General features: G+C 49.2%; 17 protein-coding genes. 15 read left to right on the forward strand and 2 right to left on the reverse strand.

Annotation, left to right across the window (positions count from 1 at the left end; translation table 11 throughout):
• Positions 1-41: 41 nt before the first annotated feature.
• Positions 42-833 carry a nucleotidyltransferase domain-containing protein gene (locus tag MHB80_RS01590; protein WP_341280522.1) on the reverse strand — a complete coding sequence of 264 codons (792 nt, stop codon included), beginning with the start codon at positions 831-833 and terminating at the stop codon, positions 42-44.
• Between the two features lie 263 nt (positions 834-1,096).
• Between MHB80_RS01590 and MHB80_RS01595 the strand changes: the two genes are divergently transcribed.
• The 12 genes from MHB80_RS01595 to MHB80_RS01650 all read left to right on the forward strand — a co-directional run bounded on the left by MHB80_RS01595 (position 1,097) and on the right by MHB80_RS01650 (position 16,351).
• Positions 1,097-1,546 carry a hypothetical protein gene (locus MHB80_RS01595; RefSeq protein ID WP_341280523.1) on the forward strand — a complete coding sequence of 150 codons (450 nt, stop codon included), beginning with the start codon at positions 1,097-1,099 and terminating at the stop codon, positions 1,544-1,546.
• Positions 1,547-1,887: 341 nt separating this feature from the next.
• Positions 1,888-2,811, forward strand: a complete 924-nt coding sequence (locus MHB80_RS01600; RefSeq protein ID WP_341280524.1) for an Rpn family recombination-promoting nuclease/putative transposase — start codon at positions 1,888-1,890, stop codon at positions 2,809-2,811.
• Between the two features lie 369 nt (positions 2,812-3,180).
• Positions 3,181-3,897, forward strand: coding sequence for a copper homeostasis protein CutC (locus MHB80_RS01605; RefSeq protein WP_341280525.1), 717 nt, complete (start codon positions 3,181-3,183; stop codon positions 3,895-3,897).
• A gap of 42 nt (positions 3,898-3,939) precedes the next feature.
• Positions 3,940-4,974, forward strand: coding sequence for an asparaginase (locus MHB80_RS01610; protein WP_341280526.1), 1,035 nt, complete (start codon positions 3,940-3,942; stop codon positions 4,972-4,974).
• The gene (locus MHB80_RS01615) at positions 4,971-6,422 is read left to right on the forward strand and encodes an alpha-L-fucosidase (RefSeq protein ID WP_341280527.1); all 1,452 of its coding nucleotides are present in this window, start codon (positions 4,971-4,973) and stop codon (positions 6,420-6,422) included. The genes MHB80_RS01610 and MHB80_RS01615 overlap by 4 nt, the downstream gene beginning before the upstream one ends.
• 129 nt (positions 6,423-6,551) lie before the next feature.
• On the forward strand, positions 6,552-7,418 hold the full coding sequence (locus MHB80_RS01620) for a sugar phosphate isomerase/epimerase (protein WP_341280528.1): 867 nt from the start codon (positions 6,552-6,554) through the stop codon (positions 7,416-7,418).
• A gap of 57 nt (positions 7,419-7,475) precedes the next feature.
• The gene (locus tag MHB80_RS01625) at positions 7,476-8,534 is read left to right on the forward strand and encodes a Gfo/Idh/MocA family oxidoreductase (protein ID WP_341280529.1); all 1,059 of its coding nucleotides are present in this window, start codon (positions 7,476-7,478) and stop codon (positions 8,532-8,534) included.
• A 12-nt stretch (positions 8,535-8,546) separates the two neighbouring features.
• Positions 8,547-9,953: an alpha-L-fucosidase gene (locus MHB80_RS01630; protein ID WP_341280530.1), complete on the forward strand. Its 1,407-nt coding sequence runs from the start codon at positions 8,547-8,549 to the stop codon at positions 9,951-9,953.
• A gap of 408 nt (positions 9,954-10,361) precedes the next feature.
• Positions 10,362-11,291: an ABC transporter permease subunit gene (locus MHB80_RS01635; protein ID WP_341282828.1), complete on the forward strand. Its 930-nt coding sequence runs from the start codon at positions 10,362-10,364 to the stop codon at positions 11,289-11,291.
• Between the two features lie 18 nt (positions 11,292-11,309).
• Positions 11,310-12,209: a carbohydrate ABC transporter permease gene (locus MHB80_RS01640; protein ID WP_341280531.1), complete on the forward strand. Its 900-nt coding sequence runs from the start codon at positions 11,310-11,312 to the stop codon at positions 12,207-12,209.
• A gap of 132 nt (positions 12,210-12,341) precedes the next feature.
• On the forward strand, positions 12,342-13,982 hold the full coding sequence (locus MHB80_RS01645) for an ABC transporter substrate-binding protein (RefSeq protein WP_341280532.1): 1,641 nt from the start codon (positions 12,342-12,344) through the stop codon (positions 13,980-13,982).
• A 155-nt stretch (positions 13,983-14,137) separates the two neighbouring features.
• On the forward strand, positions 14,138-16,351 hold the full coding sequence (locus MHB80_RS01650) for a helix-turn-helix domain-containing protein (protein WP_341280533.1): 2,214 nt from the start codon (positions 14,138-14,140) through the stop codon (positions 16,349-16,351).
• Positions 16,352-16,529: 178 nt separating this feature from the next.
• On the opposite strand, the gene MHB80_RS01655 is transcribed toward MHB80_RS01650, so the two are convergent.
• Complete coding sequence (locus MHB80_RS01655) at positions 16,530-17,570, reverse strand: LacI family DNA-binding transcriptional regulator (protein WP_341280534.1); 1,041 nt, start codon at positions 17,568-17,570, stop codon at positions 16,530-16,532.
• A gap of 218 nt (positions 17,571-17,788) precedes the next feature.
• Between MHB80_RS01655 and MHB80_RS01660 the strand changes: the two genes are divergently transcribed.
• The 3 genes from MHB80_RS01660 to MHB80_RS01670 are packed head-to-tail and all read left to right on the forward strand — an operon-like array spanning position 17,789 to position 24,175.
• Complete coding sequence (locus MHB80_RS01660; protein ID WP_341280535.1) at positions 17,789-20,110, forward strand: glycoside hydrolase family 3 N-terminal domain-containing protein; 2,322 nt, start codon at positions 17,789-17,791, stop codon at positions 20,108-20,110.
• Positions 20,107-23,295, forward strand: a complete 3,189-nt coding sequence (locus tag MHB80_RS01665) for an alpha-mannosidase (RefSeq protein ID WP_341280536.1) — start codon at positions 20,107-20,109, stop codon at positions 23,293-23,295. Before MHB80_RS01660 ends, MHB80_RS01665 begins: the two co-directional genes overlap by 4 nt.
• Before the next feature lie 4 nt (positions 23,296-23,299).
• The gene (locus MHB80_RS01670; protein WP_341280537.1) at positions 23,300-24,175 is read left to right on the forward strand and encodes a sugar phosphate isomerase/epimerase family protein; all 876 of its coding nucleotides are present in this window, start codon (positions 23,300-23,302) and stop codon (positions 24,173-24,175) included.
• Positions 24,176-24,350: the final 175 nt, after the last annotated feature.

Here is a 24,350-nt window from a genome sequence, read left to right on the forward strand (position 1 = left end):
AAAAGAGCAAAGAGCACCGTGTCAGGTGCTCTTTTTGCTTTCTAATGATCCGAAGAAGCATACACCTTATCGAGGTATGCAATAGAAACCTGCTCCGCTTCATCCTTTAAAACGAGTGTATCCGATTGTTGACGCAAGCTTTTATATAAATCAATTGTGCTTTTTAATGCATGGTAGCAGCTCTCGAAATGATGCGAAGGAACTGTATTTTTTAGCTCTTCTATTTCACTAATGGCGTACTGTTCCAGTTTTCTAACGCCTCTAGGCAGCTGGCCATTCTTTATTAATACCAACGGGCCTAAGACAGCACCGCGAATAAAGGTTAGATGGTCAATGAATTCAAACCATTCTCCTCTTCCCAGCTTCGTTGCGCCGTAATGGACCCAGACCCAGAAACGGTCCTCTATCCATTGGGCATCTGGGTAAGGATGGGAGGGAGAAGTTTTTTCATAAATGCTGCTGATTTCCTGAGCCCTTTCCCATAAAATAAGAGGGTTTTCGATTCGTATTTCAAGCTCTTCCAATGTAACGAATTTAAGATCGACATGCAGTGGTTCTGGTCCGTATAAGCAAATCACCACACGAGGCTCGCCGATATGTTCACCTGTGAATCCAGAAAGCAGCTTGCCCAAGCCTTCAGCAATGGTAATCCGTTGATTCATGATTTGATCCTGGTAGGCTGAGTTATAAACGATGATTAAGTCTAGATCGCTATACTCATCCATCGTATTCGTCATCATGGAGCCGCCTGCAAGGAGGCCGCGAACTCGTTGATCCTGGCTGAGTTTTTCCTTTGCTTGATGGATGAATCTTTCGTGCACAGGTAAAAACATATCAAACACCCCTTATAATATGACCCATAAAAATGGGTATTACGCCAACTTATCATCTCGAATGCCCGTTGTCAATTTATGGCCGCCAAGTGAAAATGAAAAAGTGGACAATATGTATCTGTTTACATTATAATCAAGTTAATTCCATATTTTGATAGGAGGTAGATGGTGGCCTTTTAGGAGTAGGCGTTTCTATGAAAGGTGAGAAAGCTTGAAGTCTCGTAGCCGTACTAATCTATCAAAAGAAATGGAGGGAGAATGAAATGAAGAAAACATTGTATTCTGCTATTATGTTAACACTGTTATCAGGCTCAATTGCAGGTGCCGCCTGGGCGGATAATTATGAGTCGAATGACACTTTAAGTACAGCATATAAAATTCCAACGCAAACGGTGGTCACTCCTTATGGTCTGGCATACTGGGGAGGAAGTGCTTGGTCCTATTTATCATCCCCAACAGATGTAGATTACTTTACATTCAGAGGGCATGGCAAATCTGTCTTGCTGGGTTCTCCTTCCGGCTATGATTACGATTTATACGCCTATGACAGTGCTGGCAATTTGGTTGCTTCTTCTACGAATACGTCAGGAACAGATACGATTCTTGTCGACTACGATAATGTATATTTTAAAGTAATAAGCAAAGATGGACGATACAGCGACACGGCAGCTTACAGCGTAACCTTTTACAAAAGGGATGTTTGGGTACCGTGACAAGGAAGTAAACATAAAATAACGGTAGGCACCGTGGCCTTTTTATTGTTTGCCTCCACCAATAGAAACTCTACAGCCTCTTGGAGGTTGTGGAGTTTTATTATTTTCAGCCAATGGGGGATAAGCTGGATGACAGCTGCTGCCATTGGGAGCTTTTTGGGCAAGCGGCCGTTATCGACCACCTCTACACTTCATAATTAGAATCAGTGAAGGCGCCCTAGAGGGTGCCTTTTTCATTTGAACATTATTTTTTAACTCGGTGTGAGAGTAACTCTACACATCTTTACGAGGTTCAAATAAACGGAAAAATGATATAATAATAACGAATGGAGCTGATGCCGATGGATTTGTTGGACCCGCGCGTGGATTTTGTATTCAAACGGATATTTGGAAGCGAAAACAATAAAGATGTGTTGTTAGCGTTTTTGAACAGTATTTTCATTGAAGCCGGAGAACCTCCGCTGACTGAGATTATTCTTATGAATCCCTATACGGATAAAGACGATCCACTTGATAAACAGTCTATTTTTGATGTTTATGCCAAGACTGCGGAAGGCAAGCTGATTGATATTGAGATGCAGCTTTTCAATAAGTACGACATAGAGAAACGAACGCTGTTTTATTGGAGCAAACGATATGCGAGCCAACTTAGTGAGGGTGACAAATATCTGGAGCTTAAGAAATGCGTGACGATCAACATTTTAAACTATTCGTTCTTGAAGAACGATCAATATCACAATGTGTTTCATCTGCGTGAGGATCGGACAGGAATATCCTTAAATGATGATATTGAGGTTCATTTCTTGGAGCTGCCTAAGCTGGATGAACGTATTGTTCCATCAGAGGGTGGGTTGATCAACTGGCTGCTGTTTTTAAAAGGGGCCAATACATCACAATGGGAGGTACTGAGAATGAATGAGCCGAGCTTAGAGAAGGCGATGGATACACTGCAATATTTGAGCCAAGATTCAGACGCCAGACGATTGTACGATGCTAGGCAGAAGTATCTGCATGATGAAGCATCCATGATGGATAGCGCGATGCAAGCAGGTATGAAAGCGGGTATGAAGGCAGGCATGGAGGAAGGTAAGAAGGAAGGTATGAAGGAAGGTATAAAGGCGGGTAAGGAGGCAGGCCTACAGGAAGGCATGAAGACAGGTATAAGAGAAGTGGCGGAGAATATGTTAAGCCTAAATCTGGACCTAGCAACGATATCTAAAGCCACTGGGCTAACGGAGCAGGAAATTGCCGATCTGAAAAAATAAATAAAGACTGTTTAAGCCTAGTTCAACATGAAAAATGAAATTCGAGTGCGCATCCTTTTGGGTGCGCACTATTTGTATTTACCCATACATATAAAAAAGAGGAACAAGAAAAAAGCCTTCCCATGAAATTCACTCCGGTACCGCAAACCATTAATGACTTCTAATTGACGTATACTGCCTAACCTATTAGACTGATGGTACATAACGATGTTTAGATATTACATAACAAAAATAACAATAGAATTGAATCATGCTGGCAGCGTGGTGCGCAGGAAAGCACGATAAGTTCAGTGACGTAACGTTTCGTCGGGCGATGAATTTTACGTCACGTATACGGGTGACAGCAGGAAAGCAAAGGCGGTGTTTTTTATGACCAGTAAGCAGCCCTTATTAGAGGTAATCGCAGTGAATGCGGCCGACGCGAGAGCAGCAGAAGCGGGCGGCGCGGATCGCATCGAGCTGGTTTGCGCTATGTCAGAAGGCGGGCTCACACCTAGCTTTGGAATCATCGAGCAGGTGGTTTCCAGCGTTTCAATTCCAGTGTATGTCATGATTCGGCCTCATAGCCGCTCATTCTGCTACAACGAGGATGATAGGAAGGCAATGAAAAAAGATATTCATACGGCCCGTAGGTTGGGAGCCTCGGGAATCGTTATAGGTGCTTTGACGGATAAGCGCGAAGCGGACCTCTCGATGCTGCAGGAGTGCTTGGCTGAGACTCAAGGGTTAGGCGTTACTTTTCACCGAGCGATTGATGAGAGTGCTAGCCTGACCCGAACGTTAGACGCCATAAGCGCGTTCTCTCAGATTGAACGGGTACTCACATCGGGTGGAAAGTGTACCGCCTTGGAGGCAAAAGACGAATTAAAGGAGCTGTACAAACGAGGAGAAAAACGAAACGTTGCAGTAATGGCCGGGGCTGGGTTGAGCATAGATCAAATCCATTCCTTCGTCCTGCATACGGGTATTACGGAGCTGCATTTTGGCTCAGGAGTGCGCCACGAGGGCAGTTTTCATTCACCCGTTGACTTCAATTTAGTAGCAAGGGCAAAGCAGTACTTAATTAACGCGGCAAATGAACTTTAAAATTGTTAATCCCCTAATTCTATAACAAGAGGTGATTCGGTTATGCAGGTTATGGCACCACATTTGGTAGAGGAATATAGAGGCGGAACGCTTGAAAATATTCATCACGGTCATATTTGCGGAATCGATGATAAAGGTGAAGTCATCTATAGCGTAGGTGATCCGGAATGGGTGTCCTATATGCGCTCTGCGGCCAAGCCGTTTCAGGCGATTCCAGCTTTTGTGCATGGCGTTCCTGAAACTTACAACCTAACGGATCAGGAACAAACACTGATGACAGCCTCGCAACGCGCTGAGTCTTATCAAGTAGAAGCGCTGAAATCAATGCTTGCCAAAATAGGCGTAGAGGAGCGGTGTCTGGTTTGCTCCGAGTCTTATCCTTTAAGCATGCAGGCGCGGGATGCACTCCTGCAGGGCAGTCAGCCGCCGCGTCGTCTGTATCATAATTGTTCAGGCAAGCACTTAGGCGTGCTGGCGTTATGCCAAGCAAAGGGATATCCATTAGAGGGCTATGCGGACCCTGAGCACCCGGCGCAGAAAGAGATTTTACGGACAATTGCTGAATTTTCGGGGGCGAAAGCGGGAGAGATCCAGTTGGGCACGGACGGCTGCGGTTTTCCGGTATTTGCATTGCCACTGCGGCAAATAGCGAATATGTTTCTAAAGCTTGCTTGCCCGGATTTGCTGGAGGATCATCGCGTGCGAGAGGCGGCCTCACAAATAGGAAGACTGATGAACGAAAATCATAATATGGTTTCGGCTCCCTGGTTCATATGCTCGAATCTATTAAAGGATAGCAATATCGTGGCGAAGGGCGGAGCCAAAGGCATTTATGGGTTTGCGCTTCACAAGGAAAGAGTGGCGTTCGCATTGAAGGTGCTGGACGGCTCTGAAGAGGAATGGGCACTGATTATTGCATCCATTTTGGAGCAGATAAACTATAGCAATCGGGTTACAATTGACCTGATGTATCAGCTTGCGTCGCGGGAGCTCAAGAACGACGGCGGTCTTGTTGTAGGTACCAATAAAGCGGTATTTAAACTGAATAGAGCCGAGGAAGGAAGGCGGTCCCAATGATCCAAGCGCAATGGGTAAAATCGGCGGCAAGCGTGTCGCCATCAGAACGTCAACTTAAATGGCAGTCACTGGAGTTTTATGCCTTTATTCATTTTACGGTAAACACCTTTACAGATCAGGAATGGGGCTTAGGCAATGAAGACCCCGCTGTTTTTAACCCGACGGAGCTAAGTGCTGATCAATGGGTAGAGGCGTGCAAATCGGCTGGGATGAGGGGGCTAATTTTGACCTGCAAGCATCACGACGGTTTCTGCCTGTGGCCTAGTGATTATACGGATCATACGGTAGCAGCAAGTCCTTGGGAAAATGGCTCCGGCGATTTGGTGCGGGAAGTAGCCGAGGCATGCCGAAAAGGTGGAATCCAGTTCGGTGTGTATTTGTCGCCATGGGATCGCCATGAAGCCTCCTATGGGGACTCGGAGCGTTATAATGAATTTTTCAAAAATCAGCTTAGAGAGCTGTTGACGAATTATGGAGATATTTTTTGCGTGTGGTTTGACGGGGCTTGCGGGGAAGGGCCTAATGGCAAACGGCAGGTTTATGATTGGGACGGGTATTATGCGGTCATCCGCGAGCTGCAGCCCAATGCCGTTATTTCCGTTTGCGGCCCCGATGTGCGCTGGTGCGGCAATGAAGCGGGACATACAAGAGCTTCAGAGTGGAGCGTCGTGCCAGCCCATTTGCAGGATAATGAAAAAATCCAAGAGCAATCCCAACAGGCGGATGATCGTGAGTTTACAACTAGAATTAACTCGCAGGAAAGTGATCTAGGCAGCAGAGAGATCGTTAAACAGTACGACGAATTAATCTGGTACCCAGCCGAAGTGAATACATCGATCCGTCCGGGCTGGTTTTATCATGAAGCGGAGGATGATCAGGTAAAATCGCTGGAAGAGCTGCTCAGCATTTATAATGGCTCGGTTGGCGGCAATGCCACTTTTCTGCTGAATCTTCCGCCGGATAAGCGCGGGCTCGTTCACGAAAATGATATAGAGCGCTTACAGCAGCTGGGCGACGCCTTGCGAAGCACCTTTACTCATAATTTAGCGGCACAACCTCAAGTGGAAATACAAGCGTCGGAAACGATGGATGCTGCTGGGGCCGCTCACGCAGTGTCACAGCTGTTAAATGATGATTTGGCTACGTTCTGGTGTCCTCGCGAAGGAACGGAGCAGGCCTGGGTCGAGCTGGATTTGCAGGAAGAACAGCGCTTTGACCGAATCGTGCTCCAGGAACATATTAAGACGGGGCAACGAATCGAACGTTTCCAGCTGGAATATTTTGAGGGGGATGGCTGGAAGCCTTTATATGAAGGGACGATAGTGGGCTATAAGCGCATTTGCTGCTTCGAGCCGGTAACCGCGAGGAAAATCCGTCTCACCGTACAAGAATCGAGATGGTGTCCGACTTTATCTGGGCTGGGCGTCTATTTGAGCAATCAATTGTAGATACCCCGGATTTGGGCGGCTAGACTGGAAAATAGAATAGTAGACGATTATTGCGAATTGTGTAATACCCGGGAAAAGGGTATACGTTGGTGTGAGGATACAAACATGCGGGAGAGGATGAGGGAAGAAATGAAGGTAGGACTCAGCACATATAGTCTTCAGCAAGCTTTGAACAAAAAAGAAATGACCGTACCGGATGCGATTCGTTTTATCGCCGAGCAAGGCGGGGAACATGTGGAAATCGTTCCTATTGGCTATAGCCTAATCGACAATCCAGAGTTGGTTGATCAAATTGTACAGACTGCCAAGGAAGTGGGCATCGACATTTCCAATTATGCCATCGGAGCTAATTTTGTTGCAAATGACGGCCCCGAAGCGTTGGAGAACGAAATTCAAGCCGTCAAGAAGCATGTCGATGTAGCTAGAGTACTTGGTGTCACCAAAATGCGCCATGACGTCGCCTTCCGCCCCGCGCATGAGGGAACGATCGCCCAGTTTGAGGCAGATCTGCCGATTCTTGCAGAGGCATGCCGCACCATTGCTGATTATGCAGCAGGCTTCGGCATTACAACAAGCGTAGAGAATCATGGGTATTATGTACAATCCAGTGAGCGAATCCAACGATTATTGCATGAAACAGCGCGAGATAACTTCCAAACGACGCTGGACATCGGCAATTTCCTCTGTGTAGATGAAGATCCTGTCAGCGCTGTGAAAAATAATATTCCTTATGCCTCGATGGTTCATGCCAAGGATTTTTACCTTAGACCCTCCTATCGCAACCCGGGAGCGGGCTGGTTTCAGACGGCGCACGGCAATTATTTGCGGGGTGCAATTGTGGGGCATGGAGACATCGACATGTACGAAGTGTTCCGCGTGTTGAAGCAGTCTGGCTATGACGGGTATATTTCCGTTGAGTTTGAAGGCATGGAGGATTGCAGAACGGCCTCCAAAATAGCAATGGACAACGTACGCCGTTTCTGGCAAGAGGCGTAAGCATCAAGCCCAGTAGCAAATGAACAGGCCAAAAAGCAGATCATGGAGGGTAGTAAAATGTCCAAATTAAAAATCGCCGTCATCGGCGCAGGCTCTATATCAGATTGCCATTTGCAGGCGTATGCCAGCAATTCGGAAGTTGAAATCTACGCCATCTGTGACTTGAACGAAGGCCGGGCGCAGGAAATGGCGAAAAAATATAAGGCTTCTAAAGTGTTCACCGATTATAAAGAACTGCTGGCGCTGCCTGAAATCCACTCGGTCAGCATTTGTACGTGGAATAATTCGCATGCCGAAATTAGCATTGCCGCCTTGGATGCTGGTAAAAACGTTCTATGCGAAAAGCCGCTCTGCCAAACCGTCGAGGAAGCGCTCGACGTGGAGAAGGCGGTGCATCGTAGTGGAAAGCTCCTGCAAGTAGGGTTTGTGCGGCGATATAGCGACAATGCCCAAATTCTGAAAAAATTCATCGAAGAGGGCGAGCTCGGCGAAATCTACTATGCGAAAGCGTCCTGTTTAAGACGACTTGGCAACCCTGGCGGCTGGTTCTCGGATATCGAGCGTTCCGGTGGCGGCCCCGTCATTGATCTGGGTGTGCATATTATTGATATTTGCTGGTATTTGATGGGCAAGCCCAAGGTCAAGTCGGTATCCGCCAACCTTTCCAATCGCTTAGGCAACCGTTCCAACATCCGCCATCTGTCGTTTTATAAAGCCGCTGACTACGATGCGAAGGAGAATACGGTAGAGGACATGGCCAATGCGATGATTCGGTTTGAAAATGGTGCAAGCTTGCTGGTAGATGTCAGCTTCACACTGCATGCCAAGCAGGACGAAATCTCCGTCAAGCTTTTCGGAGACAAGGGCGGCGCCGAGCTGGAGCCGGAAATTTCAATAATCGGCGAAAAATTCGATACGATTCTAAATATGACGCCGCAGGTCGATTCTAAGTCCTTTGATTTCATGGGCTCCTTCAGCAATGAAATCAACCATTTTATCGACAGTGCATTGGGGCGCAAGGAGACGCTGAGCCCGGTAGAGGACGGCGTTGAAGTCATGAAGATCCTTTGTGCAATCTACGAGTCGGCACGTCAAGGACGGGAAATACAATTTTAGGAGATGACGGCGATGAGCGAGCCTAAGGATATTTTGCTGGAGCAGGAAGCGGTTGTTGTTGAAGCTGGTGTCCATCATTTCAGCAAAGAGGAAGAATGGATCAGGCCCGAGGAGCCGCTGCTGAATGAGCGATTGGAATGGTTCAAGGACCAGAAGCTTGGCCTAATGATGCACTGGGGGCCCTATTCACAGCTTGGGCTGGTGGAATCCTGGGCGCTGAGCGATGACGATGGGGACTGGTCCCGCCACGATGTGGATTGGACCGACGACATGGAGCACTTCAAGCGCGAATATTGCGACTTGAATAAGACGTTCAACCCGATTCGCTTTCAGCCGGAGGTGTGGGCAGATTTGGCCGCAGACAACGGCTTTAAATATTTTTTGTTCACGACGAAGCATCATGACGGCTTCTGCATGTGGGACACACATACGACGGATTATCGCATTACGGGAGCGGACACGCCGTTTCATAAGCATAAATACGCCGATATTTGCCGTACGCTGTTTGATGCCTTCCGCGCTAGGGGGCTGGGCATCTCGGCTTATTTTTCCAAAGCGGACTGGCATACGCCTTATTACTGGGCGCCGGGCATGGAGCGCGGACATCATATGTGGCGCGGGCCTTCTTATGATCCAGAGCAGTATCCTTGGCTGTGGGAGAAATTCGTAGCGTTTACGCATGAGCAGATTATGGAGCTGCTGACGAAATACGGCCGAATTGAGTGTCTTTGGCTCGATGCAGGCTGGGTGCGGGAAGGCCGGAAGGGGCAGGATATCCGTCTGGGCGAGGTTGTGGAGCGGGCGCGCAAGACGCAGCCATGGCTTCTGGCTGCCGATCGTACGGTCGGCGGGCCTTATGAGAACATTGTAACGCCGGAGCAGACGATTCCAGAGCAGCCGATGAATATTCCATGGGAGAGCTGCATCACGATTGGCAATTCCTTTGCTTATGCCTTCGATGATAAATATAAGACAGCCAGGCAGCTGGCCCATATTCTACTCGAGGTAGTAGCCAAGGGAGGGAATTTGGCGCTGAACGTAGGGCCACAGCCAGATGGTCGCCTGCCGGCAGGTGCGGTTAAGAGCATCAAGGAGCTTGGTGCCTGGCTGAATGTACATGGCGAGGGCATCTATGGAACGCGAATTTGCGGTCCTTATTTTACAGGAGATTGGGCATTTACCAGCAAGGACAATGTAACGTATGCCTTCCGCCTATACGCAAATGAAGATGAGGCGGTCGATCAGCAGCTCGTCATTCCATACTCAGGCCATGTGGAACGAATTGAGCTTGTTGGAGTGGATGATCAAGAGGGTGTTACGTTTGCCAAGGCGGAAGCTGGAGTGGCTGTTAACCTGACGCAAGCGTCCATCACGGAGCAGGCTCCTATCACACAAACGTTCCGATTGTTTACATCCTAATAAGCGTGATTCGAAATCTCGGGGGAGAATCAGTGTCCCTCGGGATTTTTTTGTACTCTGCTTATCTCGTGTTCATCCCCTGCTTCTACCTTATGTCTCCGCTAGCCACTGGCGAAAAAAGAGAGGAAAGCAGCATTTTCCCCTGATTTGACAAGGGTTTCTGGAATATGGAGAGGTGTGAGAAAATTGCAAATTGCTTAAACGACTCGAATCAAGGTACGATCAATGCAAGAAAGCGCTACCTGATAGAAAAGTTTACACATTAGGCGCATGAAAGAAGTTTTAATGAAAAATCACGCGGTATAATAAATTTTGTGTTAGGTATTATTACATTAAAATATAGAGGGAATGATGCAGATGAGTCAGAACTCGGGAACGATACCGGCACGAATGAAGCCCCATAAAAACATGAACCAGAGCGAGCGCAAAATAGAGCACCCCTTCCTTAAAAGCCTCAAAAGGCATTGGCAGCTTTATTTATTGGTACTTCCTCCGGTGCTTTATTTATTGATCTTCAAGTACATGCCAATGGCTGGTGTACAAATTGCCTTCAAAAACTACAGCGTCGTTCAGGGTATTTGGGGAAGTCCATGGGTAGGGCTTAAACATTTTGAAACCTTCTTCAACTCTCCAAACTTCTGGCTGCTGCTCAAAAATACGATTGGGATCAGCCTTTACACGCTGATTGCAGGTTTTCCAATTCCGATTCTGCTTGCTTTGGCGCTCAATGAGCTGCGAACGGGCTATTTCAAAAAGACGGTGCAGATGGTCACCTACGCCCCGCATTTTATCTCAACGGTCGTTATGGTATCTATTATTATCTTAATGCTGTCGCCTCATGTTGGCATCGTAGATCGGCTGTTTACCTTCCTTGGCATGACCATGACCAACTTTATGGGCATACCGGAATATTTTAAATCGATTTATGTATGGTCGGGTGTATGGCAGGGGATGGGCTATTCCTCCATTATTTATATTGCTGCCCTTGCTGGAGTTGACCCCTCGCTCTATGAAGCAGCCCGAATGGATGGGGCCTCCCGACTCAAAAAAATATGGCATATCGACATTCCAAGCCTCATTCCCGTCACCGTCATTCTGCTGATTTTAAATCTTGGCAGCATAATGGGCGTTGGCTTTGAAAAAATATATTTGATGCAAAATCCGCTGAATACGAGTGCCTCAGAAGTCATTTCCACTTATGTGTACAAGGTCGGATTGATTGGAGCGAATTTCAGCTTTTCCTCGGCGGTCGGATTGTTTAACTCAATCATCAACCTGATTTTGCTTGTTTTGGTCAATGCGGTTTCCCGAAAAGTCAGTAAAAACAGCTTATGGTAAAGGAGGAGGAGGCCATCTATGTATAATCGGAATCGAATTAAAGACCCACTCGGCGACCGTGTGTTTATGGGGATTAATTATTTATTTCTTGTATTGGTGCTGATTGTCGTCGCTTACCCGCTGCTCTATATCGTCAGCTCCTCCTTCAGCTCCTCTCGGGCGGTCACATCCGGGCAAATATGGCTGCTGCCGGTTGATTTCAACATTAAGGCGTATATTTCGATTTTTAAAAGCACGCAGCTGATGATGGGTTTTTATAATACGATCATCTACACGGTAGTAGGAACGGCGATCAATGTCATCCTGACGGTGATGCTGGCGTATCCGTTATCCCGCCGAACGTTTTATGGCCGCGGCGCCATCATTATTTTCATGATGATTACGATGTTTTTCGATGGCGGCCTGATTCCGACTTACTTGCTGATGAAGGATCTTCACCTGCTCGATACCCGTTGGGCGATGTGGCTGCCGGGGGCGCTGGCGGTATTTCAAGTCATCGTCGCCAGAACCTTTTTTCAATCGTCCATTCCGGATGAATTGCGGGAGGCCGCTGAGGTCGATGGCTGCAAGGACATTCGTTATTTGGTCAGCGTTGTGCTGCCCTTATCGAAGCCGATTTTGGCAGTTATGACGCTCATGTATGCGGTAGGCCATTGGAATGCTTACTTTGATGCGCTCATTTATTTACGCTCTGAAAATTTATTCCCGCTGCAATATGTGCTGCGCAATTTGCTCATTCTGAACGCGGCCGATCCAGCGATGCTCGCCAATACGAGCCAGCAGCTTCGCGATCAAGGGTTCGAGCAGGTGCTTAAATACGCATTGATCGTTGTAGCGAGCATACCTATTTTAATCATGTACCCATTCGTTCAACGGCATTTCGTCAAAGGGGTTATGGTTGGTTCCTTGAAAGGGTAGGGCATTTGCCATAACTACTATCCGGAAGCTTTTGTGGAAGGGGGCGAAGGTCTGGCGGACTTCCGGGACAGGGTTCAATATAGTGCAGCAACAGGCAATTAAGTGGTGTTCATTAAAAAGGAGGAGTCTGGTATGAAAAAATCTTGGATTTCAATGTTGGTGCTTGTTTTTACTACGGTTGCCGTACTGTCGGCTTGCAGCTCTGCGCCTAGCAATAATACACAAAGCAGCAGCGGTGGCAGTGGGGAGAACACAGGGCCTGTAACGATGACTTTTTTTGCTCCACAGGGCAAGGCACCTATGGAAGACAATGAGTTCACAAAATTCATTGAAAACAAGTTTGATGTGAAGCTGAAATGGGATCTCGCTCCAACAGATGCGCTCCAGGATCGCAGGCAGCTGCTGCTGGCGAGTGGTGATTATCCCGAGGTGTTCCTCCATGGCAAGTTTACAACCTCAGACCTTCAAACGTACGGGAGCCAAGGGATCTTCCTTGGGCTGAACGATTTGATTGCCCAGCATGCTCCGAATCTGACAAAGATTATGGAAGAAAAACCGTATTTCAAAGAGGCAATTACCGCTCCGGATGGTAAAATTTACGCCCTGCCGATTTTTAATGAATGCTATCACTGTACGTATGCACAAAAATATTGGATGAATACCGATTGGCTCGACAAGGTTGGGCTAGAAATGCCGACCACGACCGATGAGCTGTACACCGTTCTTAAAGCTTTTAAAGAAAAAGACCCTAACGGCAATGGCAAAGCCGATGAAATTCCGCTTACAGGTGCTCCAAACAAGTATGTGTGGAACGGGAATATTGATGCTTATTTGATGAATAGCTTCATCTATAACGACAACGACAAATATTTAATCGTCAATAATGGCAAGGTTGATTTTGCCGCTAACCAAGAGGGCTGGAAGAAGGGTCTGGAATATATGCACAAGCTGTATTCAGAAGGCTTGATCGACCCGGCTGCTTTTACACAGAATGACCAAGCGGTTGGACAGCTCGGCAACAGGGAAGGCGACGAGGTCGTCGGCTCCATTACGACCGCGCTCGTAAGCTATCTGGTCAATACGTACGATAAGGCGATTACACGCCATCAGCACTGGGATATTGTGCCTCCGCTCAAAGGGCCGGATGGTGTGCAAACGACAGGCGCTACGCAAAGCGTAGGCGAATTCGAGTTTGCGATTACGAATAAAGCTTCGGAAGCGCAGCAAATCGCATCGATTGAAATAATCGATTACATGTTCAGCGAAGAAGGCGCGCTTTATGCGGAATATGGCCCGACTGAGGGCAAGGGCTGGCAAATGGCTGGCGCTGATGAGAAAAATATTAATGGCGAGCCTGCCAAATACAGCTACTATAACCTGCCTGAGCGTGATCCGAACGTCGTCGTTAACGAAAGCTGGTCGCAAATTGGCGCACATGATTTGTCCAATACGTTCCGCAACTTGTTTGTGGAAGGGCAGGACCCTCTAGTGTCTGAGGGCTACGGCACTCGTCTGGCGCAAGCGACGAAGGTGTACGCTCCTTATGCGCCGAAGGAGGTGTATCCTTCCAACGTCTTCATTCGTCCAGAGGATACCGAAGCAGCTGCTCAGCTGACAACGGCAGTTAAAGACTACGTACAGACCAATATGGCGCAATTCATTCTGGGCAACAAGAGCATTGAGAAAGATTGGGACAGCTATGTCAAAGGCTTCGATGGACTGGGCCTGAGCAATTATTTGGCGATCTACCAGCGCGCGATTGAGAAAAAATAAAACAGCATAAACGTTTATTCTCGGGGGCTGCTCCTTGTTGTCAGACATGACTCGGAGCGGTCTTCTCCTATGACGGCCTCGCCTCATCCTATATAATAAATGAATATTTTGAAGGTTGTTGTCACGTGTATAAAAAGTGAGGGGGGACCTCGGAGATGAACAACAATTGGTTTAGACGTTTGCTGCTGTCGTATTTGCCTGTTTTTTTTATCGTAACGACGATATTGTTTATTATTTTCTTCCAGCTGTTCAATGAGCAAAATCGCAAGGAAGCTTTGAAGGCCAATGAATTTCTGGCATCCCAGGTCATGCAGTATTTGGACAATTCGCTGCGCTCGATCGATTTTAAAGTGCTGCGGGAAATTTTGACGAATCCGGATTTGAAAAATTATTATACGGCTGCTGGCAGCAATGATGTATACGCCGGCATTCAGGTTCTTGATGTTATCGATGAGCTGAAAATCAATTTCCCGTTAATCGATTCCATCTATTTGGTCCGCTACAAGGACAATATCGTATTCAGCAACGGAAAGGCAGTTCCGATTGAGGAGTTTCCAGATGCCTCTTTTATAGAAGAAAGCCGCAGCAGCCCGACGCGTAAATGGGTGGATTTCAGAAATTTCAAAGCTCTTCCTTCACAATCGGCGCAGCAGGTCGTGACGCTTGTTCGCGGCCTGGAGGGCGGAACGGGCCTTGTGGTCGTCAATGTGGATTTGCAGACGCTGCGGAAGTCCATTATGCAGATGTATGATCCCGAATATACCTTCGTCAATGTGATCAGCAGCTCTGGGGGAAGCTTGTGGGATGAACGTATGCCTGAAAGCGCGGGGACTAAGCCTGCTTCCGGCGAAGTTTTCTCGACGTTTACGTCCAGCTACAGCGGCTGGAAGGTAGAGACGGGCATTAATAATGGGAAAGTCGTTAAATTTGCGCTGCAATTTTATAATATATGGTTTGCTTTTGCGATCGCAGTGGTTCTAATCGGTGTCATTTGGGTTATTTACGTCACTCGGAGAAACTACAAGCCTATTCAGCAAATTGTGACGTTAATTCAGACAGTCGCCTCGCAGAAACAACCGGGAACGAGCTCTACGAAAGAAAATGAGTTCAGGTTTATTCAAAACACGCTGGAGCGAATGATTGATCAAACGAAGCAATATCAAGAAAAATACGAAGAGAATCTGATTTTGCAAAAGAAATATTTTTTTCAGGAGCTGCTTGAAGGGTCGCGTCTGTTCACGGGCAGCGAGCTGCAGGCTGAAATGACGAAGTTTAAGCTTCCAGAGCTGGATTGCAGTTGGATGGTCATGGTTGTGGAAATTGACCGTTATCCGCAGTTTGCCGCGGACTATCATCAGCATGACCAGACGCTGCTCAAGTTCGTCCTTTCTACTGTGCTGCAAGAAAGTGCCCAGCAGGAGGGGGCAGACGTATGGGCGGAGTGGATTTCCGAGCGCCGGCTGCATGCGATTATCTGGCTTTCCGAAACGGCGTTGTCTGAACAGGTAGAGCGCAAGGTGCTCTCTGGCTATTTGGAGAAGGTGGGGCAATATTTGAACTTCACCGTTACGATTGGGACGGGTGGAGTGGCGAGTGATGTGCGAGGTCTGAGAGCTTCGCTCAAGGAAGCCTCCCATGCTTTGGATTATAAAGCAGTATTGGGTATGAACCGAGTGGTTTCGTATGGGGAAGTGCCGGATTCTAAAAATGATGTATATGAGTTCCTCAAGACGATTTCCCTGTTCGTGCAAGCGATGCGGCTGTCCGATGAAACGTGGGAAAAGCACTTCGAACGCTTGTTTGACCAGATCACCGCCTCCGTATTGTCCCGTCAGGAAATGATGAACACGGTGCAGCTGCTGTTTCAGCACTATAATCGGGAGTTTGCCGAGCTGCCGCGTGAATACCAAGATTTGTGGTCGACCTCGTTTGGCCGTCTCCTTCGCGGGCTGGAGGACTGGGAAGTGCTAGACGATCTTCGGCTGCTCTGCTGGGAGACATTTCGGGAGCTGGCTGAGCAGATGCAGGCGATGCGCTGCAGCAAGAAGCATCGGACGCATATTTTGGAAATCCGTAAATATGTGGAGGAAAACTATAATAATCCGGAGCTTTCACTGAATTATTTAAGCGATCTGTTTGATATTAATCCGAAATATTTGAGCAAGCTGTTCAAGGATGAGGTTGGCGAGAAGTTCGTCGATTTGCTCATCAGCCACCGTATAGAGCGGGCGAAGCAGCTTATGCTGGAGACGGACAGGGCGATTCAGGAAATTAGCGAGGAAGTGGGCTATACCAACTACAACTCCTTTAATCGGGCGTTCAAAAATGTAGTAGGTGTAGCGCCAAGCGATTACCGCAAGGCGATATGAACAGGTAATAGCAGCTAATGATAGGTACGAACAAGCGTTATGAATAAATGGTAGGAGTGAAGAGGGCAGCTTCACAATAATAAACGGCGGTAGTTCATTGTGAATGCACAAAAAACGATCGCCGTTTGTCTTTTTATAGGGGAAAGTCCGCTGCTCAAGCTTATGCGGAATAGGAGGCTTAAGCGGAGTCTCGCGGAATTAAGGTGGCGCTGAGATGCAGCCGCTCCATCGGCGTTCCCGGACGTTCAATGCGGCGCCATAGCGCTTCGATTGCACGGCTGCCGAGTGCTTCCTTACTTAGGTTCACGGTAGTGAGTCGAGGGGACGTATGGGCGGCTGCCTCCACGTTGTCGATACCCGACACGCGCGTCTGCTCGGGGACCGCTACCCCCATTCTCTGCAGCTGCTGCATCCATTGCATGGCGATGTCGTCATTGGCACAGATCCATGCATCAGGGCGCTGCTCAGGTGCCAGCTGGGCAAACCGTTCCGCAGTAGCGGTGAGCCAATCCTTGTCTTCATAGGCCAGCTCCCATTCCTGCAGCTTCGCTTCTGAGCCGCCGTAGCGCTCCAGTGCGGTTCTTACGCCGATTCTTCTTTCGGCAAAGCTGGCGGACCGGCCATCATCACCGAGAAAAATAAGGCTTCTGCATTTCTGAGCAACTAGCAAATAATGGGCAATGAGAATTCCCGCTTCAATATTTGCATGATTGACCGAATCAAAATCAAGCAAAGGCTCATTATGATCGAGCAGCACGAGTGGCTTGCCAGTGCGGGCCATAAGCTGAAGGGCGGCATAAGGGTATGCGCCCATGACGATGAGCCCAAGGCAGCTGTTCCAGTCCAAATGCGGCGCGATGATTTCCTGCGGAGATAAATCGGACACGGCTGGAAAAGAGACTGGCTGGGAGACGATAACATGAGGCCATCCCCGCTCGCTGCAGCCGGAAATGATTCCTTCGAGCACCCTCTGCCAATAAAAAGGATCGACTCGGTTGGAGGGGTTCATGCAAATCAGGACAAAGGAAGAAGCGGCATCGGGAGCAGGTGAAGGCGCTTTCTGGGAAGGAAGCCCGTAGCCGAGTGTCTTGGCAAACTCTAAAACCCGCTCGCGCGTTGCCTGGCTGACACCGGATTTTCCGCTAAGTGCGCGGGATACCGCATATTTGGATAGGCCGAGTTGATCGGCGATCGTTTGGATCGATACTTTACGTGGCATAATGCTCTCCTTAGGTACTAGGACTAACAAACGTTACGCTAAAGCCACGCTAAATAACAGCGTTGACGTTTGTTGGAAAAAGTTATAGACTGGCTTTATCATAACGTTATTATATATTAACCTAACGAAAATAACAATAATATTTGTTTAGAGAGCCCATGAAAAATTGAGCATCAACCCATTCAAACGTTAAATCAACCCAGAAGGAGAATGTGCATATGGACTATAAAGACGCTTCGCTTCCGATTCAAGAACGGGTTCAGGATCTGCTCGAACGAATGACAATAGAGGAGAAAATCGGCCAGCTGATCCAGCCTATGGGGTGGAAAACCTATCTTAAGGAAACGGATGGCACCGTGCAGGTGACGGAACAGTTCAAAGAAGAGGTTGCGCGGGGCGGAGTAGGTTCATTATACGGCGTTCTTCGCGCTGATCCTTGGACAGAGGTGACGCTGGAGACGGGACTTACGCCAAGACAAGGAGCAGTCGCTACGAATGAAATTCAGCGGTATGTCATCGAAAACTCCCGTCTAGGCATTCCGATTTTGTTCGGAGAGGAGTGCTCGCATGGGCATATGGCAATTGGCGCAACGGTATTTCCCGTTCCGCTTACAGTCGGAAGTACATGGAACATCGATTTGTACCGGGAAATGTGCGAGGCCATTGCGGCTGAGACTCGAAGCCAAGGCGGAGCTGCGACGTATTCGCCTGTCCTTGATGTGGTGCGCGATCCGCGATGGGGACGGACGGAGGAATGCTTCGCGGAAGATCCGTATTTGATCGGCGAGCTGGCGGTTCAGGCGATCAAGGGGCTGCAAGGGGAACGGCTGGATACAGACAAAACGATTGTGGCGACGCTTAAGCATTTTGCCGCTTATGGCAGCTCGGAGGGTGGGCGCAATGCAGCTCCTGTCCACATGGGGCTGCGCGAGCTTCATGAAATTGATTTGCTGCCGTTCAAAAAGGCGGTCGAAGCAGGCGCCTGCTCCGTTATGACGGCGTACAACGAAATTGACGGTGTGCCCTGCACCTCAAATTCCTATTTGCTGAATGACCTGCTTCGCAAGGAATGGGGATTTGACGGTTTTGTCATTACCGATTTTGGCGCGATTCAAATGCTGGTCAGCGGCCACAATACGGCGGAGAACGGGGAGCAGGCAGTGGCGCAAAGCCTGAAAGCAGGCGTCGATATGGAGATGTCCGGCTATATGTATGGTAAGCATTTAAGGGGCGCGCTTGCGCAGGGACTGATGACTGAGGATGAGCTGAATATAGCGACAGGACGGGTGCTTGACATGAAATTTAGACTCGGCTTATTCGAACGGCCTTATGTTGATCCTGATTTTGCGCAGCGGGTCATCGGGTGCGAGGAGCATGTGGAGCTGGCGAGACGGGTGGCTGGGGAGGGCATTATTTTGCTCAAAAATGAAATGGCCACGCTTCCGCTCAGCAAAGCAGGCACCAAAATAGCTGTTATCGGTCCGAATGCGAATCACGTCTACAATCAGCTCGGCGATTACACCTCGCCGCAGCCGAAGGGGCAAATCGTCACCGTGCTGGACGGTATCCGCCGCAAGCTCGGCGCGAATGCGGAGGCGGATGATCAGGTGCTGTATGCGCCTGGCTGCCGGATTAAAGGGGACGCTAAAGACGGCTTCGGCCACGCTTTCGCCTGCGCGGAGCAAGCGGATGCCATCGTTATGGTCATCGGCGGCTCCAGCGCCCGCGATTTCGGTGAAGGCACGATTGATTTGCGGACGGGGGCGTCCGTCGTTACGGATAATGCCTGGAACGATATGGAGTGCGGCGAAGGCATCGACCGTTCGACGCTTAATCTCACGGGTGTGCAGCTCGAACTGGTGCAGGAAATCTATAAGCTTGGAAAGCCGGTCATCATCGTCTATATCAACGGACGGCCGATTGCTGAGCCTTGGATTGAAGAGCATGCCCATGCGATTTTGGAGGCGTGGTATCCGGGACAGGAGGGCGGCAATGCAATTGCGGACATTTTGTTCGGCGACGTTAATCCTTCTGGGCGACTTACGGTTTCCATTCCGAAGCATGTCGGACAGCTGCCTGTTTATTATCATGCCAAGAGAACGCGCGGCAAGCGGTATTTGGAGACGGATCTGGAACCGCAATATCCATTCGGGTTTGGACTCAGCTATACCCAATTTGGCTACGATAACATACGGGTTGTGCCAGAAGTAATGGCTCTGGGCGGAGAAGCCGAGGTGCAAATCGAAGTGACGAACATCGGCGGTGTGGCTGGAGATGAGGTTGTGCAGATGTATATAACGGACGTATCAGCATCGGTTACCCGCGCTGAAACCTCGCTTAAGGGCTTCCGCAAAATCCATTTGCAGCCGGGGGAGACGAAGCTGGTCACTTTCCCTGTAAATCAAGAGCATCTTGCGCTAATTAATGCGGGGCTGGAGCCGGTTGTAGAACCGGGCGAATTCCGCTTAATGGTCGGCAGCAGCTCGAAGGATTGGCTGGCATGCAGCTTGCACGTTAAGCGTGAGGAGGATCAAGCATGATTCGAATTCAGCGGTTCATACAGGATATCGCTGAGCGGCAGTGGCTGGAGAAGGTAGAGCTCCCGCAGTGGCATATGCAAAAGGCGAAATATATCCGTCCCGGCGAATACGTGCTTGATGAGCAAAATGTCGGTGTGCAAAATGTGAATCCTCTTCACAGTACGCATGGCACCACCTATTTTTTAACGAAAAAAGCAGCTATACCGCAGGCTTGGCATCAAGACGCGGTTGGTCTCATTTTCGAAGCGGGCGGGGAAGGGCTGTTGAAGGTGAACGGGGCTCCGTATCACGGACTCGACCGGAATCACTGGTATGTGCCGCTTCCGGTGGAGCGAGTAGGGAACGAGCCGCTGCTGGAAATCGAATTGTATGATCCGATTCCCGAGCCGCATGATCCGCTGAACCGCCAGGCGGTCATTCAGCCGCCAATCGCGGGCATCCGCTCGGCACTTGTTCGAGTGAATCAGCCGCTGCAAAGCTTGATGTACAGCGTAACGGTGCTGGCGGAGTCGTTGAACGCGCTGCCGGGGAACGATATGAAGCGAAATCGCCTTATGGGAGCGATTCATAGCATTATGGACCTTATGTATAACGAGCCGAAGCGTTGGAATGAGGCGGAGTGGGTGAACGGTCTGGAGCAATCGCTTGCCCAGAAGGTGCAGGAGGAAGATTCGGAGGGCGGCCGCAGTGGCTTTATGCATTTGGTCGGACAATCGCATATCGACATTGCTTGGCTGTGGCCTGTCCGCGAAACGGTCCGTAAGTCCAGCCGCACATTTTCGACGGTATGTACACTAATGGATGAATATCCTGACTTTATCTATTCGCAGAGCCAGCCGCAGCTTTATGTCTTTGTGAAGGAGCATTATCCGGAATTGTATGAGCGGATTAAGGCGCGAATTGCCGAAGGGCGCTGGGAGCTGGTCGGCGGCATGTGGGTCGAGCCGGATTTGAACATTCCGAGCGGCGAGTCGCTGGTGCGGCAGATTTTGTACGGCCAAAGCTTCTATAAGGAGGAGTTCGGCAAACGCTCCAACATCGAGTGGCTTCCTGATACGTTTGGCTACTGCGCGTCGCTGCCGCAAATGCTGAAGCTGGCGGATATCCCGTATTTTATGACGACGAAGCTCAATTGGAATGACACTAATGCGTTCCCTTACGATCTGTTTGATTGGGTGGGCATCGATGGCACCTCCGTCATTGCCTATTTGAACCATGGGGTAAATGAGCATACCCGTCCCAAGGATGTCGATGAACACTGGAAATCATACAAACAGAAGGATTTGCATCCCCAGCAAATGCTGCTTTACGGGCATGGGGACGGTGGCGGCGGCGTGACGAACGAAATGGTCGAGTTTGCCGAGCGGTCCTCCTTTATGGTCGGACAGCCTGTAAGCAAGTTCAGCACGGCCGGGGCTTTTTTTGAAGGAATCGGAAAAAGCGGGCAATCGCTGCCTAAGTGGCATGGCGATTTATATTTGGAGCTTCATCGCGGCACCTACACGACACATGCCAGAAATAAGCGAAGCAACCGCAAGGCGGAAGTGCTGTACCGCGAAGCGGAGCTGTGGGGGCAGTTCGCTGGGCTGGCGAGCACAGTGACTGAGGCTCTCGATGAAGGCTGGAAGCTGATTTTGCTGAATCAATTCCATGATATTATCCCGGGAACGTCTATTCCAGAAGCGTATGTGACGTCTACTGAGGAATATGCAAAGGTGGTGGAGATCGGGACGGCTGCGCTCACCCGCTCGCTTGAGGCCATTGCGAACCATGCAGCGCCAGTTGGGGAAGGTCTGCCTTACGTCGTGTTCAACAGCTTGGGCTGGGAACGCGGAGAGGTTGTCAGCTTGACATGCAGCGCTGAAATGAACGGCCTATCCGTTGTTGATGTAAACGGGGAGCAGCTGGCTTGCGATGTCTTGCGGAGTGGGGACGTCCAGACGGTATCCGTATACGTTCCGTCTATCCCGGCCTTCGGCTATACGACGATATGGCTGCGTGCGTCAAAGCATACGGATGGCGTTGAGGATAGGCAAGCGGATGAAGCTTTTCCTGACGTTTGGGAGACGGATTATTACACGCTTGCATTTAATGACGTGGGAGAGATTACCCGCTGGTATGACAAGTCTGCGCAGCGCGAGTGGCTGAAGCCAGGCGATAAGGCGAATGAGCTGCAATTTTTTCATGATAAACCGACCTATTGGGATGCATGGGATATTGATCCGCGCTTTGAATCGCAGCGTGCCGGTTCTGTGCAGCTGATCTCGAAAGAAGTCGTGCTGCGAGGGAGCACCAAGGATGTGCTTCGCTTCCGCTGGAGGCTGAATGATTCGGAAATTAGCCAGGATATGATTTTGTATCGCCATCAGCGCCGTGTTGATTTTCAGACGAAGGTAAGCTGGGCAGAGAGCCATAAATTGCTCAAGGTGGCGTTCCCGGTTGATCTAATTGCTGCAAAAGCCACGTATGAAATTCCTTTCGGTGCATTGGAACGGCCGACGCATAACAATACGAGCTGGGAGCAGGCGCAATTTGAAGTGTGCGGGCATCGCTGGGCCGATATTTCTGAGGGCAACGGCGGCTTGAGTGTGCTGAACGACTGCAAGTATGGATACGACATTAAGGACCAAACCATTCGCTTATCGCTGCTGCGCGCGCCGAAATGGCCGGACGAATATGCAGATCAAGGCGAGCATGAGTTCACTTATTCGGTCTTGCCTCATCAGGAGGATTGGCGGGGAGCCAAGGTTGTTCGGCATGCAATGGAATTGAATCATCCCGTCATGACGGTTGCGGGCAAGTCGAATACAGGTTTACACCCCGTGCAGGTAGAGCATCCAGCGGTTCCTGCACTTCCCGTACGGCATACATGGCTGAGCTTTGAAAGTGAGCATGTCATTTTGGATACGATTAAAGCTTCCGAGGATGGGACTGGCACCATACTGCGGTTTTATGAGTCATCAGGTGGAAGAGAGACGGTGCGAATTCAGTGGCTAGAGGGGGAAATGAAGGCGACTGTCGTAAATCTGCTTGAGGATGAATTAGGGCAGCTGCCCTGTGAGCAGGGAGCATTCCAGCTAACGTTTAAGCCTTTTGAGATCAAGACGCTGAAGCTGGTTTATAAGGCGATGGCAAAGGGGATTTTGGAGCGGGATCAACAGACCAGTTCAACAGGAGGTCAATAAATCGATGAAATTAACGAATAAAATAGGCGTAATTGTCGACAGCTTTGGGCTAGGCGTACGCGAGGGGCTGGTGAAAGCGAAGGAAGTCGGAGCGGAAGGCGTACAGATTTATGCGGTGAAGGGGGAAATGGACCCGGAGAATTTATCGATTGCTGCCCGCAAGGAGCTAAGAAGCTACATAGAATCGCTCGGACTGGAAATATCAGCGTTGGTTGGCGATTTAGGCGGTCATGGCTTCGGAGTCGAGGCGGATAATCGCTGGAAAGTGGAAAAGTCAAAGCGTATCGTCGATCTGGCACTGGATCTCGGCACGACAATTGTAACGACGCATATCGGCATTGTTCCACACGATACGTCCTCTGTAGCATTTCATACGATGCATACGGCTTGCGAGGAGCTTGGCCAATATGCGAAAAGCGTCGGAGCCTACTTCGCCATTGAGACGGGCCCCGAAACAGCCGCAGATTTAAAAGCTTTTCTCGACACGTTATCGACGAATGGCGTATCGGTTAATTTTGACCCGGCAAATATGGTTATGGTCACGGGCGATGATCCGGTGCAGGGTGTACATCTATTGAAGGATTATATCGTCCATACCCATGTGAAGGATGGCATTCGCCTTAAGGCGGTTGATCCAAGAGACGTATATGGGGCAGTTGGATACGCACCTATGGATCATGAGAAAATCGCCGAAATGGTTTCCTCTGGCTTGTATTTTCGCGAGGTTCCGCTTGGAGAGGGCGGAGTCGATTTTAATCGCTATTTTCAGGCGCTGCAGGATATTGGGTATAACGGTTATTTGACGATTGAGCGTGAGGTAGGTACGCAGCCGGAGGCGGATATTCGTAAAGCGGTTGATTTTATTGCAAATTATAAATGAGTAATAGAGATGAGCTTTAACGATTGAAAGGCGGAAAAAGGCGGAAGTTTGCACTAGCGAACTTCCGCCTTTTTTTAATAGCTGTAAATGGAGCGTTTGTCGGTTTTTAGGGATTTTTGAAAGTGGCTATGTTACGATGGATGATGCGATAAGGCAAGTACGACAGGGACAGCCC

The organism is Paenibacillus sp. FSL H8-0537 (assembly GCF_038051995.1).
In the GTDB taxonomy this organism is placed as follows: domain Bacteria; phylum Bacillota; class Bacilli; order Paenibacillales; family Paenibacillaceae; genus Pristimantibacillus.

Excerpts from the sequence above, each read along its gene's own strand:
- MHB80_RS01625 (WP_341280529.1), top strand. The coding sequence starts at position 7,476 with ATGTCCAAATTAAAAATCGCCGTCATCGGCGCAGGCTCTATATCAGAT.
- MHB80_RS01660 (WP_341280535.1), top strand. The coding sequence starts at position 17,789 with ATGGACTATAAAGACGCTTCGCTTCCGATTCAAGAACGGGTTCAGGAT.
- MHB80_RS01620 (WP_341280528.1), top strand. The coding sequence starts at position 6,552 with ATGAAGGTAGGACTCAGCACATATAGTCTTCAGCAAGCTTTGAACAAA.
- MHB80_RS01645 (WP_341280532.1), top strand. The coding sequence starts at position 12,342 with ATGAAAAAATCTTGGATTTCAATGTTGGTGCTTGTTTTTACTACGGTT.
- MHB80_RS01665 (WP_341280536.1), top strand. The coding sequence starts at position 20,107 with ATGATTCGAATTCAGCGGTTCATACAGGATATCGCTGAGCGGCAGTGG.
- MHB80_RS01655 (WP_341280534.1), bottom strand. The coding sequence starts at position 17,570 with ATGCCACGTAAAGTATCGATCCAAACGATCGCCGATCAACTCGGCCTA.
- MHB80_RS01615 (WP_341280527.1), top strand. The coding sequence starts at position 4,971 with ATGATCCAAGCGCAATGGGTAAAATCGGCGGCAAGCGTGTCGCCATCA.
- MHB80_RS01610 (WP_341280526.1), top strand. The coding sequence starts at position 3,940 with ATGCAGGTTATGGCACCACATTTGGTAGAGGAATATAGAGGCGGAACG.
- MHB80_RS01590 (WP_341280522.1), bottom strand. The coding sequence starts at position 833 with ATGTTTTTACCTGTGCACGAAAGATTCATCCATCAAGCAAAGGAAAAA.
- MHB80_RS01630 (WP_341280530.1), top strand. The coding sequence starts at position 8,547 with ATGAGCGAGCCTAAGGATATTTTGCTGGAGCAGGAAGCGGTTGTTGTT.
- MHB80_RS01600 (WP_341280524.1), top strand. The coding sequence starts at position 1,888 with ATGGATTTGTTGGACCCGCGCGTGGATTTTGTATTCAAACGGATATTT.
- MHB80_RS01595 (WP_341280523.1), top strand. The coding sequence starts at position 1,097 with ATGAAGAAAACATTGTATTCTGCTATTATGTTAACACTGTTATCAGGC.
- MHB80_RS01635 (WP_341282828.1), top strand. The coding sequence starts at position 10,362 with ATGAACCAGAGCGAGCGCAAAATAGAGCACCCCTTCCTTAAAAGCCTC.
- MHB80_RS01605 (WP_341280525.1), top strand. The coding sequence starts at position 3,181 with ATGACCAGTAAGCAGCCCTTATTAGAGGTAATCGCAGTGAATGCGGCC.
- MHB80_RS01670 (WP_341280537.1), top strand. The coding sequence starts at position 23,300 with ATGAAATTAACGAATAAAATAGGCGTAATTGTCGACAGCTTTGGGCTA.
- MHB80_RS01640 (WP_341280531.1), top strand. The coding sequence starts at position 11,310 with ATGTATAATCGGAATCGAATTAAAGACCCACTCGGCGACCGTGTGTTT.
- MHB80_RS01650 (WP_341280533.1), top strand. The coding sequence starts at position 14,138 with ATGAACAACAATTGGTTTAGACGTTTGCTGCTGTCGTATTTGCCTGTT.